The organism is Glutamicibacter sp. MCAF14, from assembly GCF_052114325.1.
GTDB lineage: Bacteria > Actinomycetota > Actinomycetes > Actinomycetales > Micrococcaceae > Glutamicibacter > Glutamicibacter arilaitensis.
Genome location: NZ_JBFREO010000003.1, coordinates 302,309 through 319,416, shown reverse-complemented (window position 1 = coordinate 319,416; position 17,108 = coordinate 302,309). Strand labels below are relative to the sequence as shown.

Below are 17,108 nucleotides of genomic sequence, written 5' to 3'. Positions count from 1 at the left end.
GATTTCCCTTCAAGGACACTACTAACTTCTTGGTACGCAAATATGGCGGAGCTTAGAGCTTCGCGATGATCTGTGCCAGCAATTTGGAAATGCGCGGACCGGCAGCCTGGCCGGCTTCGATTACTTCTTCGTGGCTCAGCGGTACCGGGCTGATGCCGGCGGCCAGGTTGGTGACCAGGGACATGCCGAAGATCTCCATGCCTGCGTGGCGGGCCGCGATGGCTTCCAACGCGGTGGACATGCCAACCAGGTCGGCGCCGATTGCCTTGGCGTACTGGACTTCGGCCGGGGTTTCGTAGTGCGGTCCGGTGAACTGCGCGTAGACGCCTTCATCCAAGGTGGCATCGACTTCGCGAGCCAGGCCGCGGATGCGCGAGGAGTACAGGTCGGTCAGGTCGACGAAGGTCGCACCTTCCAGCGGGGAAGTGGCGGTGAGGTTGATGTGGTCGGAGATCATCACCGGGGTGCCCGGGGTCCAGTCCGGGTTCAGGCCGCCGCAGCCGTTGGTCAGGACCAGCTGCTCGCAGCCGGTGGCCGCAGCGGTGCGGATCGGGTGGACAACAGCGCGCACGCCGCGTCCTTCGTAGTAGTGGGTGCGGGCACCGAGGACCAGTACGCGCTTGCCGGTGGCAGTCAGGATCGAGGAGATGCTGCCCTTGTGGCCGGGTACTGCCGGGGCATGGAAGCCTGGGATGGAGGTGGCATCCAGGGTGTGGGTGGTTTCGCCGATGAGTTCGGCGGCCTGGCCCCAACCGGAGCCGAGAACCAGCGCAATGTCGTGTTTTTCGACGCCGGTCTGTTCGGCGATTGCCTGGGCAGCCTGTGCAGCCAGGGCCTGTGGGTCATTATGCATATCAGTCACGGGAAATACGCTACCTGCAGCGGGCCGCTTTGTCAGGTGAAACCAGTGCTTCAGAACCAAAATCACGTTCCAGGATTGTGCTTCGATGTGCGCAATCACCGTGCATGGTGAACAATAGTGAATGTGAGCGCAGATCGTAGGAATGAAGCAACCCGTTTAGTTATTCTCGGTGGTGGACCTGGCGGATACGAAGCTGCCATGGGGGCGGCCCAATTGGGCGCCAATGTCACCGTCGTAGAACGTGCCGGCATGGGCGGTTCGGCAGTCTTGACCGACGTCGTGCCTTCCAAGACCCTGATTGCTACCGCAGACGCAGTGCGCCGCGTGAAGCATGCCGAGACTTTTGGAGTGCACGTTGATGGCCTGGATTCGGCCGTCACTGACTTCTCAGTGGTTAACCACCGCCTGTTGGACCTTGCCAAGGAACAGTCTTCGGATATCCGAACGACCCTTGAGCGTGCCGGCGTGCGCATCGTGATCGGTGAGGGCCGGCTGCTCGATGACCATACGGTTGCCGTTTCGCACCCAGATGGTTCCGAGCAGAAGATCGAAGCCGATGCCATGCTGATTGCCGTAGGCGCCCACCCGCGTGAGCTGCCTACCGCGAAGCCGGACGGCGAGCGGATCTTCAACTGGACCCAGATCTACAACATGAACGAGGTGCCCGAGCACCTGATCGTCGTTGGTTCCGGTGTGACCGGTGCTGAGTTCGCTTCGGCCTACAACCTGCTGGGAGCAAAGGTCACCCTGGTTTCCTCGCGTGACCGCGTGCTGCCAGGCGAGGATGCTGACGCGGCTGGCGTACTGGAAGATGCTTTCAAGGAGAACGGCGTCAACGTTGTTTCCCAGGCCCGCGCCGAAGGCGTGGAGCGCAAGGGCGACCGGGTGCTGGTCACCTTGGCCGATGGCCGCGTGCTCGAGGGCAGCCACTGCCTGGTTGCTGTTGGCGGCATTCCGAACACTGCCAACCTGGGGCTGGAAGAGGCCGGCGTGCAGCTGTCCGAATCCGGGCATATCAAGGTTGATGGCGTCTCGCGCACTACTGCAACGAACATCTACGCCACCGGTGACTGCACGGGCGTCTTCGCCCTGGCATCGGTAGCAGCGATGCAGGGGCGCATTGCCGTAGCCCACCTGCTCGGCGACTCGGTCAAGCCGTTGAACCTGGACCTGGTGGCATCCAATGTCTTCACCTCTCCGGAAATCGCTACCGTAGGCGTCACCCAGCGTGCTGTTGCCGAGGGCAAGTACCAGGCCAACATCATCAAGGTTGATCTGAACACCAATGCCCGCGCCAAGATGATGAATGTGGATCAGGGCTTCGTGAAGATTGTTTCGCGCAAGGGCTCGGGCACCGTTATCGGCGGTGTCGTGGTTGCTCCTCGCGCCAGTGAACTGATCTTCTCGCTGGCATTGGCAGTGCAGAACAACCTGCACGTTGACGATGTGGCCGAGACTTTCACGGTCTATCCGTCGCTGTCTGGATCGCTGGCTGAAGCGGCTCGTCGCCTGCACCGCCATCGGTAGGTCCTGAAGGTTTTCCCGGGCGGCATTTCCCTTTCATTGAAGGGGGATGCCGCCCTTCTGCTCGCCCGGCGTAATACAAATTTTTGTGATGCCGTTCACTTTGGTGCTTGGCTCTGATATAAGTAGGAAAACTGTTTCCTCATGTCATGTCTCATTATATGGAAGCATGCATTCCTGCAAGTAGGCCGGTAATTTATGGTCGGCCGCCGGATTCCTCGATATGCCGCGTCCAAATGCTGGACATCAATATCCGAATACTGGTCATGCAGGTTTACGATTATGACAACACAAATGAACTTTTAACTCGTACTTTCACTCTAAGGAGCAGCCTCCATGTCGCAGGCTAACCAAGCAGTGGCGCCGAAGGAAAACACCCGCGGCCGCGTGCTGTTTGCCAGCATGATTGGCACCACCGTCGAGTTCTTCGACTTCTACGCCTACGCCACCGCGTCGGTCCTCGTTTTCCCGGCCTTGTTCTTCCCCAACGCCTCCACCATCAACGCGATCCTTTCCTCCTTCGCGATCTTCGGTGTGGCCTTCGTAGCCCGTCCGCTGGGCTCGATCATTTTCGGCCACTACGGTGACAAGATGGGTCGCAAGGGAACCCTGGTTGCCTCGCTGCTGCTGATGGGCATCGCGACCTTCCTGATCGGCTTCCTGCCGCCAGCTGCCGGCCACTGGACGGTGCTGGCGCCGACCGCACTGGTGCTGCTGCGCTTCGCGCAGGGTCTGGCGCTGGGTGGCGAATGGTCGGGCGCGGCCCTGCTGGCCACCGAGAACGCTCCAAAGAACAAGCGCGCCATCTACGGCACTTTCCCTCAGCTGGGCGCTCCAATCGGCTTCATCATCGCCAACCTGCTGTTCGTCGCCCTGCAGACTTTCTGCACCCCAGAGCAGTTCATGGCCTGGGGCTGGCGCGTTCCGTTCTACTTCTCCGCAGTAATGGTCGTCATTGGCCTGTGGGTACGCTTGAAGCTGGTCGAATCCGCATCCTTCAAGAAGGTGCTGGATCAGAAGAAGGTCGTCAAGTCGCCTTTCGCTGTAACCATGAAGAAGCACTGGCGTCCAACGCTGGCCGGTACCTTCATCATGCTGGCCACCTACGTGCTGTTCTACCTGATGACCTCCTTCACGCTGACCTACGGCACTCAGCCGGCCACCGTTGAGCAGGCCACTGCAGCGGCAGAAGCCAAGGACAAGACCTTCGACGCGACCGGTTTCGTACCGGGTCTGGGCATCGAGCGTCCGACCTTCCTGACCATGCTGATCATCGGCGTTGTCTTCTTCGGCATCTTCACCGTGGTTTCCGGCCCATTGGCAGAGAAGTTCGGCCGCCGCAAGTTCTTGATCTGGGTTACCTCCGGCATCCTGGTCTTCGGCTTGACCTGGACCCTGTTCTTCGGTCCTGGCCAGGCAGCTGCCATGGCCGGTCTGATCGTGGGCTTCGCGCTCATGGGCATGACCTTCGGTCCAATGGCCGCCTACCTGCCTGAATTGTTCCCGTCGAACGTGCGCTACACCGGTTCGGCCGTGGCTTACAACTTGTCCTCGGTGATCGGCGCAGCTCCTGCATCCTTCGTTGCAGTAGCTCTGTGGAAGGCCGGTGGAGGCAACACGCTGACTGTTGGCCTGTACCTGTCCCTGGGTGCTGTGCTGACCTTGATCGCCCTGTTCATGACCCGCGATACCACGGACATGGACATGGAAGAGTGGGTCGAGTAATTCGAGCGCATTGCTGAGCTGAAGGCCCGGCGGATCATCAACAATGATGATTCGCCGGGCCTTTTGCCATTCCCATTGGGTAGATAGGCGCCAGCTGGAAAGGGGCATCTTCCCCCTTACATCGAGAGCTGGTGTGTGGAAGCATGAGGTGCGGAATCTCTAAAGCCAAAGGAGACAGCGCATGCGGATTGCAGTTGCAGGCGGAACCGGAGTTATCGGCAAGCTCGTGGTTGAAAATCTCAAGGAAGCAGGCCATGAACCAATAGTGCTCGCACGGTCCATGGGGTGCGACCTGACCAATATCAATGCAGTAGAGAAGTGGCTGGTCGATTGCCAATCGGTCATTGATGTCTCCGGAGCCGCCACCACCAGCGCGGCTGCATCCATGCGCTATTTCACCAAGAGCACCGCCAACCTCGTGCGCGTGGGACGGGAAGCCGGAGTGCAAAACCATGTGGCGATCTCGATCATCGGTGCGGCAGCCATCGACTCCGGCTACTACGCAGGCAAAGCGGCGCAGGAGCGGATGCTGCAGATGCTCTCCGGAGGCTACACGATCTTGCGCACGAGCCAGTTCCATGAATTCATCGGCCAGAACATCAACCGGCTTGGTGCCGGGCCGGTGCAGATGGCGCCTAAGGCGCGCATGCAGCCCATTGCAGGGCACGAGGTCGCTGCGGCCTTGGTGGCCCTTGCCCAGGGGCCGGCGCAGGGGTTGGTGCAGGATCTGGCCGGACCGCAGGAAGAATACGCCCCGGATCTGATTGCCAAGTACCTCAAGTTCCAAGGCAGGTCGCCTAAAGTCGTGGAAGTCCCGATCCCGGGCCCAATGGGCAAGGCCATGCGCGATGGCGGGATCTTGCCAAGTAGCTCGGCACGGTTGGGTCTGGAAACTTTCGAGGTCTGGCTGGCTCGCCAATAACGAGGCCCGCTCAATGGCGCCTCGAGTCCGGGGCGCTCGGTGGCTGCGAAACTAGCGTGACATAACTGGCCAGTTATGCAAGCATCACGGCATGGATGAAAAAGAAGCCCATGTTCCCTTCCGGCCTACCCCACGAGATTTCCCCGGCTTTCCGATGCCGACATCGGTACCGCAGGGAATGCGCTTGGAACTGAGCCGTTCGCGAATTAAGGACGGGCAGGACCAGAACTTTGGTTCGTGGATGGCTATGCTCAATGAGCGCTACGACGAGTGCGAAGCATCCCTGGAAGCGCAACGGGCCGTACTGGAAGCAACATTCAGGCATGTGGAGGCCGATGGCTCCATATGGATCTACCATCTGAGCTTGGTGGGGGAGAACGGCAGTGGCCTGGATATGCAGCAGGAGATCGATGCAGTCCATGAGGCGGCTAGCCGCCAGACGAAGATGCCAGGTTGGGAGGAGCTGGAACCGAAGTTCCTGCTGATGCCCGATCATCTCAAAGCATCCATGATGCACTGGGCGCAGCACCCAGAAGCTTCGAGCTAGGCGATCTTGGCTGGAAAATGCGTCAGGGCCTGGACAGAAATGTCCAGGCCCTGAGGCGTTGCTGCTAAAAGTGCTATTTGGCTTCTTCGATCGAAGCGATCACAGCGCCCGAGGAAAGGGTCTCGCCCGGGGCAACTTCCAAACCGCTGACCACGCCATCGCGGTGCGCAGTAATCGGCTGTTCCATCTTCATTGCTTCAAGCACGACAATCAGATCGCCCTGGGCAACGCTGTCGCCATTCTCGACGGCAACCTTCACGATGGTGCCCTGCATTGGCGAACGCAGCTCTGCGCTGTTGGCGCCGGCGGCACCGGCGGCCTTGCGGCCTGGCTTGCGCTTCTTCTTTCCTGCAGACTTCTCGGCGCCGTTGGAGGCTACCGAGCCCAGCGACGATGGAAGGGTGACTTCCAAGCGCTTGCCGCCAACCTCGACGGTGACGCTGGTGCGCTCATCCTCGGCGGCGTCCTGGCCGCCCACCGGCATCGGGTGAGGCTCGATGAAAGTATCGAATTCGGTTTCGATCCAGCGGGTGTGCACCTTGAATGGGCCCTCAGCTGGAACGAAAGCAGGGTCGCTCATCACGGCGCGGTGGAACGGCAGCACGGTGGCCATGCCCTCGATCTGGAATTCTTCCAGTGCGCGGCGAGCACGAGCGGCTGCGACCTCGCGGGTGCTGCCGGTGACAATCAGCTTGGAAATCATCGAGTCGAAGTTGCCCGAGACGCTCTCGCCCTGCTCGATGCCCGAGTCAACGCGCACGCCCGGACCCGATGGCAGGTTCATCTTGGTGATGGTGCCGGGGGTCGGAACGAAGCCGCGTCCTGCGTCTTCCCCGTTGATGCGGAATTCGAAGGAGTGGCCGCGGACCTCAGGATCCTCGTAGCCCAGCTCTTCGCCGCGGGCGATGCGGAACTGCTCGCGGACCAGATCCAGCCCGGTGACTTCTTCGGAGACCGTGTGCTCGACTTGCAGGCGGGTGTTGACCTCGAGGAAGGAAATCACGCCGTCCTGGCCGACGAGGAATTCACAGGTGCCGGCACCGGTGTAGTTGGCCTCGCGCAGGATCGCCTTGGAGGACTCGTAGAGGCGGGTGACCTGCTCTTCGCTCAGGAATGGGGCCGGAGCCTCTTCGACGAGCTTCTGGTTGCGGCGCTGCAGCGAGCAGTCGCGAGTGGAAACCACCACGACGTTGCCGTGGCTGTCGGCCAGGCACTGGGTCTCCACATGGCGCGGTGCATCCAGGAAACGCTCGACGAAGCATTCGCCTCGGCCGAAGGCCGCAACGGCCTCGCGCACGGCGGAGTCGTAGAGTTCGCCGATGTCCTCGCGGTTGCGGACAACCTTGATGCCGCGTCCGCCGCCGCCGTAGGCGGCCTTGATGGCCAGCGGCAGGCCGAACTCGTCGGCGAAAGCGTAGACCTCTTCGGCCGATGCGACCGGGTCCTTGGTGCCCGGAACCAGGGGAGCGCCCACCTTTTCGGCAATGTGGCGCGCCTTGACCTTGTCGCCGAGCTGGTCGATGGATTCCGGGCCGGGGCCGATCCAGGTCAGGCCGGCATCGATGACCGCTTGGGCGAAGTCGGCGTTCTCCGCGAGGAATCCATAGCCCGGGTGGATCGCGTCGGCACCGGAGCGTTCGGCTACGTCCAGGATCTTCTCAATGCGAAGGTACGATTCAGCGGCGGTCGTGCCGCCCAATGCGTAGGCTTCATCTGCCAGACGCACGTGCAGGGCATCGCGATCCGAGTCAGCGTAGACCGCTACCGACTCGATTCCTTCATCGCGTGCGGCACGGATAATGCGCACTGCAATCTCGCCACGGTTGGCGATCAGCACCTTCGTCAATGGATTCATCATGAACCTTGTCTTTTAAAAATAGGGTTTCTCAAGTAGGAGCCTATCGTTTTTGTGGGAACTATATGTAGTTAAGCCGTCGAACCCGGGTGTTTGCCTAAAAATTTTGGAGGAATCCTACAAAATATCTCAGCGTCAGGCATCGCGGAACCCGCCCGCGCGGACCACCGGGTGTTCCAGCATTCCGACCCCGGCAGGAACCTTATTCTCCGCTTGGGCGCTAGTGCCGGCTCGCTATTCCTGTTCTTCCACGTTCAGCCGGGCCAGGCTGTCGGAACGATGGAAAATAGGGGGTCCCCGTGCGGCATCGACGAAGTGCGCTCTTCGGATTGCTGGCTGCCGTGATGCCCGCCGTGGCCGGCTGCTCCAGCGGAACAGGCATTCCGGCCTTGGACCGGGGCCCGGTGGGAACCGACCAGTGGCCGGGAGACAAGAGCCAGCTGGAGGGCCTCGACAGGCAATCCGTGCGTTTCCTGGTCTCGCACGGCAATGCTGACTATTTCGCCGCCACTTCTGCAGACGGGAAAGCAGCCTGCCTGTTCAAATTCCCAGTAGGGGAGGGCGGTGCTGCCGGAGGATGCGGTGCAGCCGGCGGCTCGGATGCCATTGTGGAGGTCAGTGCTCCTGGAGCGAAGATGATCCTGGTCCGCGCTGACGCAGACACCATGGGGCTGGAGGGCGAAGGCTGGGCCAGGATCCACGAGAATATCCTTGTGTTCTAGCTGCGTGGGGGCCATGGGATTTCCCGACGGTCTCCTGGCATCGTCGGATTTGCAAGGTTGCGGATCATCCTGGCCAAGCACGGCGCGCCTGCTTCTGATCCTTGCAGTGCAAGGGCGAAATCCTTGCAGTGCAAGGGCGAAATCCGTGCCGAGCCAAGACGCCGTACAGCGCTTGATCCAATGACCCGGAGAACGGCAGAATGCCAGGTGCTCGCCGACCGCTGCGGGAACCGGATTCCGGAAGCAATCCCCAAGCGATCGCCCATGAGCTGGCATTCTCCTCCCGCTTGCCCAGGCCAGGCAGCGGGCATATTCGTTGCAGCGACGCACGGCTGGCCCAATTGGATCTGCGGTTGCGAGGCAGACGCCGGACCAAGGAAGGGGATGCCTTCGGAATGCCTGGGCAGCGCGTGCCGCCGATACAGGATTCCCTATCGCACCCGAGCAAGCTGGAACTGGCCGGACCGGCGGCTACGCCTGCCGTTCGCGGTGACGGCGAACTGCCGCGCGATTGGCGCAGCGCACTGAGCAGAACCGCTGGCGTCCGTTGCGCGTCACATCCACGACTACCTTGCCGCACGGCGCTGCCTCGCAGCGCCGCAGCCGGTGCATGCCCCTGGTTGTCAAGTGCAATGCCGTGCCGACGCAGATCACCGAGCGCAGAACCTGCGGCATGCTCTGGCCGTCATCGCGGTAGTGCAGGTGCCATCCCTCTCCGTCGTGGTCCACGAGCCGCGGATAGGCTGAGGCGCGGGCCATTTGCAGGTTGAGCAGCATGGCGCGTTCAGGATCCGAAGGAGCATCGACGATGCCCAGCCAGTCGTCCACCACGCAGCGGGTCTGCGCGTAGTCCGAGGCAAGCCGAGGAAAGGGCATGGTCATGCCGACATCCCGGGTGCGCTGTTCGATGCCGTCGCGGTTCGAAGGCCAGTCGTTTGCCAGCGACGCGGCGAGCCGCACCGCATATTCACCGTAAGGGTTGAGTTGCATAAGAGCATTACATCATGCTTGAGCCATGACCACGACACAGCATAGCCAAGCCACTGAATCCCGAGAAGCAACCGATGCGCACGAGCACTGCTGGGAAGTTGAATCAAGCCATCAAACTTCCACTGGACTTGTCGAATACTTCTATTGCCGCCGCTGCCGGCGACATGTCATGCGCCAGCGCGGGTTCGGAGACGAGCAGATGCTCCTGAGCAAGGAGCTGCAAGCATAGAAAAGGTGCCTCCCGCAATGCAAGCGGAAGGCACCATTTCGTGCCGGGAACCAGTCTATTTCCAGAGGTCCACGATGCTGATGCCGCTTTGCGCGAGCAGGCTTCGCAGGACAAAGACGTCGAGACCGACCACGTTCTGGAAGTTGCCTTCGATGGACTCGATGAAGGCGGCAGCCAGCCCGTCAATGGTGAATGCCCCGGCACAGGGCAAAGGCTCCCCGCTGGCGACGTAGGCCTCGATTTCGGCATCGCTCACGGTGGAGAAATGCACCACGGTGGAGGAAACCTGGCCACAGGCCTGGTCCGGGTGGGCTGGATCAATGAGCCAATGGCCCGAATGCAGCACTCCGGTGGATCCGCTCAGCTGCTCCCAGCGTTCGCGGGCGACCTCTTCGGTGTGCGGCTTGCCGTAGGCCACGCCCTCCAGCTCGAAGACTGAATCGCAGCCCAGCACCACGGTTCCTGCCGCATGGCCGCCTGTTGCGACGTCCTCCGCCTTGGCCCGGGCCAGCAGCAGCGCGGTCTGTGCCGGACTCTGCTCGCCGTCTGCGGCCACGGCTGCTGCGAGCACTGCATCCTCATCCACGTTCGAAACCTGGGTGGCGAACTTCAGCCCAGCATCGGTGAGCACCTTTTTGCGCCCCCATGATGCCGAAGCCAGCAGCAGGCTGGGTTCGGTCTTCAGCTGTTCACTCATACGGCGGCGTTCTCCTTGGTCTGGTTCGGCTCGAAGCCAGCATCCGAATCAGCATGTCCGGATTCGAGCATTTCGTTCAGCTTCGATCCTTCCACATCAACGTCCGGCAGGATCTTATCCAGCCACTTGGGCAGGTACCAGGCCTTGTCGCCCAGCAGGTGCATGACCGCAGGGATGAAGGTCATGCGGATGATGAACGCATCGAAGAGCACGCCGAATGCCAAGGCGAAGCCCAGCGGGCGGATCATCGCCAGATGCGAGAACACGAAGCCTGCGAAGACCGAGATCATGATCAGCGCAGCGGCCGTAACCACCGGAGCGGCCATTGAGAAGCCGGAACGGACCGCTTCCTTGGCCGGCTCGCCGTGGGCAAAGCGCTCGCGCATCGCAGAAACCAGGAACACCTGGTAGTCCATGGCCAGGCCGAACAGGATGCCGGTCAGCAGGATCGGCAGGAAGCTCAGCAGCGGACCTGGAACATTGACATCGAAGACGCTTGAGAACCAGCCGAACTGGTAGACCATGACACTGGCACCGAATGCAGCCGCGAGCGAGAGCAGGAAGCCACCGGTGGCCAGCAACGGAACGACCACCGAACGGAAGACCAGCAGCAACAAGATCAGCGACAAGCCAACCACAATGCTCAGGTATGGCACCAATGCGGCGGTGACCTTCTCCGACACGTCAATCTGCGCGGCAACCTGGCCGGTCACGGCGATATCGGCACCCGTAGCCTCGGAGAACTTCGCGTAGTCAGCACGCAGCTGGTGCACCAGCGCTTCGGTGGCTTCCGAGGACGGACCGTCGGTAGGGATCACCTGGATGGCGGCCAAGGTGCGGTCCTCGGTCATGGTGACCGGAATCGCCGCTACCACGCCGCTGTACTCGCGCAGCTTGTCGGCAACGTCCAGGCTCATTTCATCGGACTGGCGCTCGCTGAGCCCAGCAGGCAGATCAGCAAGGACAAGCAATGGACCGTTGTAGCCGGAGCCGAATTTATCGCTGGTCTGTTCGTAGGCCTGGAAGGCCTGCGAATCAGCAGGTTCTGCACTGCCATCGGGCAGGGCAGTGCGCATCTGGGTGGCCGGCAAGGCGATGGCACCCAGTACCACGACAACCAGCAAGGTTACCGGCACGGCAATCTTGGTGACCATGCGAACCCAGCGGATGGAGAAGGATTCCTTGATCTTAGGATTCGCTGCTTGCGCAGCAGCCTTCTTGCGGGCTCGCTTGGACACCAATTTGTTTCCGGCCAAGGACAGCAGCGCCGGAAGCAAGGTGATATTCAGGATGACCGAGCAGAATACGGTGAATGCCGCAGACAGGCCCAGGATGGTCAGGAACGGAAGGCCTGGAACAGCCAGGGCCGCCAGGGCGATGATCACGGTCAGTCCGGCGAAGACCACTGCGTTTCCACTGGTGCCCACTGCGCGTGCAATGGATTCGCCAACCTCCATGCCACCGAGCAATTGCGAGCGGTGTCGGTGGATGATGAACAGCGCGTAATCGATGCCCACCGCCAGGCCCAGCATGAGCGCCAAGGCAGGTGTAATCGAGGCCATGTCGATCAGCGAGGAGAACGCCATGGTGGTGCCCACGCCGGCGCCAACGCCGAGGATCGCCAGCAGCAGCGGCAAGCCGGCGGCAACCAAGGTGCCGAGCATGGCCAGCAGGACGATGGCGGCGATCACCACGCCAACGATTTCCGAAGCGCCGAAGACCTGGGACATGTCCTGCATGATCTCCTTGGAGAACAGCACCTGAACCCCGTTGGCCTGCGGCCCTGCAGCGATGGCCTTGATCTGCTCGCGGTCATCGGGAGTCAGGGCATCGGTCTGGACCTTGAAGCTTACCTGCGAAACTGCGGTGCTTCCGTCCTCGGAAACGAAACGCATGCCGGAGCTCGCGCCCACCTGTCGGGAAGCGAATTCCAGCTCAGCACGGCCGGACTCCAGGTCCTTCAGGCCCTGCTCGACATCCTTTTCGCCCTGCTCGAGCTCGGCGGTCTTTTCCTTGATGGTCTTTTCGCCGTCTTCAAGCTGCTTCTTGGCTGCTGCCAGTTCGGCCTTGCCTTCAAGGAATTGGGCCTTCTTGGCATCGAATTCACGCTGCCCGGCTTCCAGCTTGGCCTTGCCGGCATCGAGCTCGGCCTGGCCCTGGTTCAGCTTCGCCTTGTTGGTGGCGATTTCCTTCTTGGCTGCATCCAGCTGCGCTTTGGCTGCATCCAGCTGGTTTTTGGCGGCATCAAGCTGGCCGCGGTTGGCTTCCAGTTCCTTGTGGCCGGCTTTGGCCTGGGCCTGGCCGGCGTCGAGTTCCTTGCGCGCGGCTTCAAGCTGCTTCAGGCCTGCCTCTGCCTTGGCGATCTGCTCCAGCGCGGCGGTAGCCTGCTTCTTGCCGGCGGTAGCTTCGGTGATGCCGGATTCGGCTGCGGTCTTGCCGGCCTCGGCCTTGGCCAGGCCTTCCTTCAGGGCGTTGAGGGTAGCAGTGTATTCGGCGATCTTCTGTTCATCGCCGGCTTCTTCAGCGGCATCGAGCTGCTGCTGCACGCCGGCAATCTCGGCCGTCAGGTCCTTGATCGCCGCTTCAGCTTCGGCCAGGCCTGCCTGTGCCTTGGCCAGTCCGTCCTCGGCAGCCTTCAGGCCCGCGGTGGCTTCCTTCTTGCCGTCGGACAGGTTTGCCTCGAATTCCTTGCGGGAGGAGTCGCCGAGCAGCTGGTCCATGCCAGCCTGGTATTCCTTTTCGCCCGCGGCCAGTTTGGCATCCGCGGCTTCGAGCTTCTTCTCGCCAGCCTCGAACTGTTCCCGGCCCGCGTCGTATTCGGCCTTGCCGTCCTTGTATTGGGCCAATCCGGCCTCGTACTTCGCTTCGCCAGCCTCCAGCTGCTCGCGGCCGGAGTTCAGCTCACGCTGCCCGGCATCCAGCCGTGCGCGGCTATCGGCCAGCTGCTTTTCGGCTGCGGCGATCTGCGGTTCAGCATCCTGGATTTCCTTCTGCCCGTCGAAGTACTGGGCCCAGCCTTCGGTGAGCTCCTCACGGCCATCCTTGAGCTGCACCTTGCCGTCGGCAATTTGCTCCTTGGCATCGTCCAGCTTTTTCTGGCCGTCAACCAGTTCCTGCTGCGCCTTGTCCAGCTCAGGCTGCGCCTTGTCGAGCTGTTCCTGCAATTCGAAGGGGCTCATGGCCTCGATGACCTGGGAATGCATGCCCAACTGGTCCAAGGACTCGACGATGGCCTGCTTCTGGGTTTCATTCAGCGGCCGGTCCGAGCTTTCGCGGAACACGATGGAGCCGGAACCGCCGGCGAGATCCGGAAGTTCTTCCTTCATCCGGTCCAGGGTGCGCTGGGTTTCGGTTCCCGGAAGGGTAAAGGTATTGGACAGCTGGCCCATGAACAAGCTGGCGCACAGCCCAATGAAGATGAAGGCTGCCAGCCACATCGAAATGACGCGGTAGCGGTGCAGGTGCGCCCATCGCGCGAGGCGGTAGAGGAGGGAAGCCATGAGCTTAGATGTCCTTCAAGGTGCTAGTGCTGGAAAGCGGCAAGGCCTTGAAACCCTCGTCAAGGGTTTCCATGGCCTGGGTAATCAAGCAATGGAAGACGGAAATGAGTTCGGGGGAGATGTCCATGCCGACAGTTTCGGTGGCGGGCAGACGTTCGATCCACTCGTCGAAGGCGGCTTGGCCTGCGCCGAGCAGCGCATGGGTGAAGACCCTGACGGTGAAGGTATTGGCGTGCGGATAGCGTCGGGCCACCTTCTCGATGACTTCAGTGGCGGCTGTCTGCCATTCATTCATCATGGCGGGGAAGCCGCAGTTGGCCCCTTCGGTCCGCAAGAACGCACCGAAGTGAGCCACCTGTCCGAGCAGCCGCGCGACATCATCGGACTTGAGCGCTTCGATGATCGCTTCCACCAATGGCATGGAATCAGTAAGGTCGCTGATGGAATCCACCATGGTTCCCAGAACCTGATGCAGCGGATAGGAATAGACCGCATCCACCGAGGGGAAGTAGTTGAAGAGCGTTCGCCGGGAGATTCCTGCCGCCTCGGCGATCTGGGTCGCAGTGAGCGCGGTGCCAGAGCCGTGGCGGAGCAGATCCGCGACGGCTTCGACGATGGCTTGTTTCGTCGCCTGCTTGTTCAGTTCGCGGCGGGTGCCGGTACTTGGAGAAGTCACATGATTACACTACGTGCAAAGTTGCACTCTGTGCAAAAGGAGTGGGTGTGACCTTAAACAAGAAATCGGCGCACGGGCGAAAATGCCCGTGCGCCGATCATCACCAGCAATGCCTACTTGGCCGCGGCTGCCTCAGCATCTGGAGCCGAGATGCTTTCGTCGGCAAAAGGATTGCCATTGCGTGGAGCGTTGTACATGTCGATGTCCAGGATGCCCTCGCGCTTGGCGACAATGGTTGGAACCAGTGCCTGTCCCGCGACGTTCACCGCGGTGCGGCCCATGTCGATAATCGGGTCAACTGCCATCAGCAAGCCGACGCCTGCCAGCGGAAGGCCCAGGGTGGACAGGGTCAGCGTCAGCATCACGATGGCGCCGGTGGTGCCTGCGGTTGCCGCCGAGCCCAAGACGGAGACCAGGGCAATCAGGAAGTAATCGGTGAGCGAGAGCTCGACGCCGAAGAACTGGGCAACGAAGATGGCGGCGATCGCAGGGTAGATGGCAGCGCAGCCGTCCATCTTGGTGGTGGCGCCCAACGGCACCGCGAAGGAAGCGTAGCCCGAAGGCACGCCGAGGTTGCGTTCGGTGACGCGTTGGGTCAATGGCAGCGTGCCAATCGACGAGCGCGAGACGAAGGCCAGCTGCACAGCTGGCCAAACGCCCGAGAAGTACTGCTTGATGGACAGGCCATGAGCACGGACCAGGACCGGGTACAGCGCGAACAGCACCAGTGCCAGGCCGACATAGATCGCTACGGTGAATTTGCCCAGCGCGCCGATGGTGTCCCAGCCGTAGGTGGCGACAGCGTTGCCGATCAGGCCAACCGTGCCGATCGGTGCAATGCGGATGATCCACCAGAGGACCTTCTGGATGATCGCCAAGATAGAAGTGGAGAACGCCAGGAAGGGTTCTGCTGCCTTTCCGACCTTGAGTGCGGCGATGCCCACAGCAATGGCAATCACCAGGATCTGCAGGACATTGAAGCTGATCGAGGTGGTGGCGGTGGCATCATCGGCAAGCTTGGTGCTGGCGCCCAGGCCCAGGAAATTGGCTGGGACCAATCCGGTGAGGAAGCCTAGCCAGTCCCCGGTTTTGCCGGTGTAGTCATCCGGTATGTCCTGGCCGGTATTCGCTCCGGGGCGGAAAACGGTGCCGAGGACCATGCCGATGACGACGGAGACCAGAGCGGTGATGGCGAACCACAGCAGGGTCTGCCATGCGAGCCGTGCTGCATTGGTGACCTTGGCGAGGTTGGCAATCGAGGCGACAACTGCAAAGAAGATCAGCGGGATTACCGCGGTGCGCAGCAGGGCTACGTAGCTGGATCCAATGATCGACAGGGCTTCACCCAGGCCGTTGGGCTCTTCGGCGGTGCTGCCGGTGTACTTGGCCACGAGGCCCAAAAGAAGACCGACAATCAGTGCCGCAATGATCTGCGGTCCGAAACTGGTCATCCAGCGGGGAAGCTTAGATGCAGGTGCGTTAGTAGACATGCGTTCAAGATTAGGGTGCTCACCTGCTTGGGCAGCAGTCAATGTTACTGAACATGACGATATTTCGTTGTTTGTGCTTCATTGCACTCCAAAGCGGTGCCGGGGGTCACAAATCCGGCGAAACTACGCGAGAAATGAAGGGTTCCTTGGGCGCCGAAACAAAGTTCGCCATTTGGGAATTTCTGCGTGTCGTTCATTGTTTCTGGACTATTTGCCTTGACTGTGCAACGGAAAGTCAGATCACTGCACGCATCTCGGCTTCCAGTCCTATTGCCGACGCGAGCAGATTGCGCATCACAACCAGCAGCCAGGTGGCGGCGCTGCCGAACGCCACGGTGCCAGCGACCATCAAGAATACGCCGGGACCGCCGGCGCGGACGATCGCCAGCAAGTGAAATCCCAATCCCAGGACCAAGAAGGTGGCGATCGCGGATGCGCAGATGATGGTGGTGACCCAGCGCAATGAACTATTCTCGAAGATTCTCTGGCGTTGAACCTTTGACAGCAGTATCCAGATGCAGGCCAGGGCAACCTGCAGGCATATGATTCCCGCCGTCACCACCCATCGGTATGGGGTGGCCAGATAGGCAACTTCGGGATGGATGCTGACGGACTCTGCGATAAACATCGGCAAAATCAGCGTCTGGGCCAAGAGTGCGCCGAGGAAGATAGCGATCAGCGAAGCCCGAAGCAGAGCAATGGCAGAATTCGTCATACGATTGATTATCAATCATAATCTATCGATTATCAATAGGATCTGCCGAGCGCATCGCGATTTCACGCTACTGGACTCCGTGATTCGGGGCGGTGATCTCACACGCAGGGCCTGCCAGCCTTGACCTGCCGGTGTCTTGTGGAAAGGTAGGAGCCAGCAAAGCGGCGCGAATTTATTGCCGTTGCCCATTCTGGAGCGGAAGGAAGGAAACTAATGCGCGTATACATCACGAGTGTCTTCGTCGATGACCAGGCGAAAGCCAAGGCGTTCTATACCGAGGTGCTGGGCTTCAAGGTGAAGCACGACATTCCCGTCGGCGAGTACAGCTGGCTGTCCCTCGTCGCTGCCGACCAGGAGGATGGTCCTGAAGTCCTCCTCGAGCCGGCGGCGCATCCAGCTGTCGGGCCATATCGCGCGGCACTGAAAGCCGATGGCATCCCCGCAACGTCTTTTGCCGTTGATGATGTCCAGGCGGAATTCGAGCGCTTGGGCTCATTGGGAGTGGAGTTCACCCAGGAGCCAATGGACGCAGGTCCCGTGATGGTGGCGACCTTTGATGACATCTGCGGCAATCTGATCCAGATTTCCAGCTACAAGGCGTAATGCGAATTGGCGGCCCTGCAGTATTGCAGGGCCGCCAATTCGAATTGCTGG

Annotated in this window: 15 protein-coding genes; 7 read left to right on the top strand and 8 right to left on the bottom strand. The window is 61.0% G+C overall.

Annotated elements, in window-relative coordinates:
• Positions 1-52: 52 nt before the first annotated feature.
• Complete coding sequence (locus AB4Y71_RS06895; RefSeq protein ID WP_041649363.1) at positions 53-853, bottom strand: purine-nucleoside phosphorylase; 801 nt, start codon at positions 851-853, stop codon at positions 53-55.
• Positions 854-979: 126 nt separating this feature from the next.
• Here AB4Y71_RS06895 and AB4Y71_RS06890 point away from each other — a divergent pair, with 126 nt between their 5' ends.
• The 4 genes from AB4Y71_RS06890 to AB4Y71_RS06875 all read left to right on the top strand — a co-directional run bounded on the left by AB4Y71_RS06890 (position 980) and on the right by AB4Y71_RS06875 (position 5,580).
• The gene (locus tag AB4Y71_RS06890; protein WP_441719038.1) at positions 980-2,389 is read left to right on the top strand and encodes an NAD(P)H-quinone dehydrogenase; all 1,410 of its coding nucleotides are present in this window, start codon (positions 980-982) and stop codon (positions 2,387-2,389) included.
• Between the two features lie 333 nt (positions 2,390-2,722).
• The gene (locus AB4Y71_RS06885; protein WP_441719037.1) at positions 2,723-4,111 is read left to right on the top strand and encodes an MFS transporter; all 1,389 of its coding nucleotides are present in this window, start codon (positions 2,723-2,725) and stop codon (positions 4,109-4,111) included.
• 181 nt (positions 4,112-4,292) lie between these two features.
• Positions 4,293-5,033: an SDR family oxidoreductase gene (locus tag AB4Y71_RS06880; RefSeq protein ID WP_441719034.1), complete on the top strand. Its 741-nt coding sequence runs from the start codon at positions 4,293-4,295 to the stop codon at positions 5,031-5,033.
• 91 nt (positions 5,034-5,124) lie between these two features.
• Positions 5,125-5,580 carry a DUF6176 family protein gene (locus tag AB4Y71_RS06875; protein WP_441719031.1) on the top strand — a complete coding sequence of 152 codons (456 nt, stop codon included), beginning with the start codon at positions 5,125-5,127 and terminating at the stop codon, positions 5,578-5,580.
• Between the two features lie 73 nt (positions 5,581-5,653).
• Here AB4Y71_RS06875 and AB4Y71_RS06870 read toward each other — a convergent pair whose 3' ends face one another.
• The gene (locus AB4Y71_RS06870) at positions 5,654-7,438 is read right to left on the bottom strand and encodes an acetyl/propionyl/methylcrotonyl-CoA carboxylase subunit alpha (RefSeq protein WP_441719029.1); all 1,785 of its coding nucleotides are present in this window, start codon (positions 7,436-7,438) and stop codon (positions 5,654-5,656) included.
• Positions 7,439-7,734: 296 nt separating this feature from the next.
• Between AB4Y71_RS06870 and AB4Y71_RS06865 the strand changes: the two genes are divergently transcribed.
• A complete protein-coding gene (locus AB4Y71_RS06865; RefSeq protein WP_441719026.1) occupies positions 7,735-8,157 on the top strand; it encodes a hypothetical protein in 423 nt (140 codons plus the stop codon).
• 471 nt (positions 8,158-8,628) lie between these two features.
• On the opposite strand, the gene AB4Y71_RS06860 is transcribed toward AB4Y71_RS06865, so the two are convergent.
• The gene (locus AB4Y71_RS06860; RefSeq protein WP_102598215.1) at positions 8,629-9,147 is read right to left on the bottom strand and encodes a CGNR zinc finger domain-containing protein; all 519 of its coding nucleotides are present in this window, start codon (positions 9,145-9,147) and stop codon (positions 8,629-8,631) included.
• A gap of 25 nt (positions 9,148-9,172) precedes the next feature.
• On the opposite strand from AB4Y71_RS06860, the gene AB4Y71_RS06855 reads away from it, so the two are divergent.
• Positions 9,173-9,376, top strand: coding sequence for a hypothetical protein (locus AB4Y71_RS06855; protein WP_013348206.1), 204 nt, complete (start codon positions 9,173-9,175; stop codon positions 9,374-9,376).
• 55 nt (positions 9,377-9,431) lie between these two features.
• Here the strand turns inward: AB4Y71_RS06855 and AB4Y71_RS06850 are convergent, their stop codons facing one another.
• The 5 genes from AB4Y71_RS06850 to AB4Y71_RS06830 all read right to left on the bottom strand — a co-directional run bounded on the left by AB4Y71_RS06850 (position 9,432) and on the right by AB4Y71_RS06830 (position 16,454).
• On the bottom strand, positions 9,432-10,073 hold the full coding sequence (locus tag AB4Y71_RS06850; protein WP_441719023.1) for a Maf family protein: 642 nt from the start codon (positions 10,071-10,073) through the stop codon (positions 9,432-9,434).
• Complete coding sequence (locus AB4Y71_RS06845) at positions 10,070-13,573, bottom strand: MMPL family transporter (protein ID WP_441719020.1); 3,504 nt, start codon at positions 13,571-13,573, stop codon at positions 10,070-10,072. The genes AB4Y71_RS06850 and AB4Y71_RS06845 overlap by 4 nt, the downstream gene beginning before the upstream one ends.
• 4 nt (positions 13,574-13,577) lie before the next feature.
• On the bottom strand, positions 13,578-14,249 hold the full coding sequence (locus tag AB4Y71_RS06840) for a TetR family transcriptional regulator (protein WP_441719017.1): 672 nt from the start codon (positions 14,247-14,249) through the stop codon (positions 13,578-13,580).
• Positions 14,250-14,362: 113 nt separating this feature from the next.
• Entirely contained in the window at positions 14,363-15,739 is a 1,377-nt protein-coding gene (locus tag AB4Y71_RS06835) for a dicarboxylate/amino acid:cation symporter (RefSeq protein WP_441719015.1), read from the bottom strand.
• 235 nt (positions 15,740-15,974) lie between these two features.
• Complete coding sequence (locus AB4Y71_RS06830; protein WP_441719012.1) at positions 15,975-16,454, bottom strand: DUF2975 domain-containing protein; 480 nt, start codon at positions 16,452-16,454, stop codon at positions 15,975-15,977.
• A gap of 213 nt (positions 16,455-16,667) precedes the next feature.
• On the opposite strand from AB4Y71_RS06830, the gene AB4Y71_RS06825 reads away from it, so the two are divergent.
• Positions 16,668-17,057 (top strand): VOC family protein, encoded by a 390-nt coding sequence (locus AB4Y71_RS06825; protein WP_441719009.1) that lies wholly within the window; start codon positions 16,668-16,670, stop codon positions 17,055-17,057.
• The last annotated feature ends 51 nt before the right edge of the window (positions 17,058-17,108 follow it).

Excerpts from the sequence above, each read along its gene's own strand:
- AB4Y71_RS06855 (WP_013348206.1), top strand. The coding sequence starts at position 9,173 with ATGACCACGACACAGCATAGCCAAGCCACTGAATCCCGAGAAGCAACC.
- AB4Y71_RS06850 (WP_441719023.1), bottom strand. The coding sequence starts at position 10,073 with ATGAGTGAACAGCTGAAGACCGAACCCAGCCTGCTGCTGGCTTCGGCA.
- AB4Y71_RS06885 (WP_441719037.1), top strand. The coding sequence starts at position 2,723 with ATGTCGCAGGCTAACCAAGCAGTGGCGCCGAAGGAAAACACCCGCGGC.
- AB4Y71_RS06825 (WP_441719009.1), top strand. The coding sequence starts at position 16,668 with ATGCGCGTATACATCACGAGTGTCTTCGTCGATGACCAGGCGAAAGCC.
- AB4Y71_RS06830 (WP_441719012.1), bottom strand. The coding sequence starts at position 16,454 with ATGACGAATTCTGCCATTGCTCTGCTTCGGGCTTCGCTGATCGCTATC.
- AB4Y71_RS06835 (WP_441719015.1), bottom strand. The coding sequence starts at position 15,739 with ATGTCTACTAACGCACCTGCATCTAAGCTTCCCCGCTGGATGACCAGT.
- AB4Y71_RS06870 (WP_441719029.1), bottom strand. The coding sequence starts at position 7,438 with ATGATGAATCCATTGACGAAGGTGCTGATCGCCAACCGTGGCGAGATT.
- AB4Y71_RS06875 (WP_441719031.1), top strand. The coding sequence starts at position 5,125 with ATGGATGAAAAAGAAGCCCATGTTCCCTTCCGGCCTACCCCACGAGAT.
- AB4Y71_RS06895 (WP_041649363.1), bottom strand. The coding sequence starts at position 853 with ATGCATAATGACCCACAGGCCCTGGCTGCACAGGCTGCCCAGGCAATC.
- AB4Y71_RS06845 (WP_441719020.1), bottom strand. The coding sequence starts at position 13,573 with ATGGCTTCCCTCCTCTACCGCCTCGCGCGATGGGCGCACCTGCACCGC.
- AB4Y71_RS06880 (WP_441719034.1), top strand. The coding sequence starts at position 4,293 with ATGCGGATTGCAGTTGCAGGCGGAACCGGAGTTATCGGCAAGCTCGTG.
- AB4Y71_RS06860 (WP_102598215.1), bottom strand. The coding sequence starts at position 9,147 with ATGCAACTCAACCCTTACGGTGAATATGCGGTGCGGCTCGCCGCGTCG.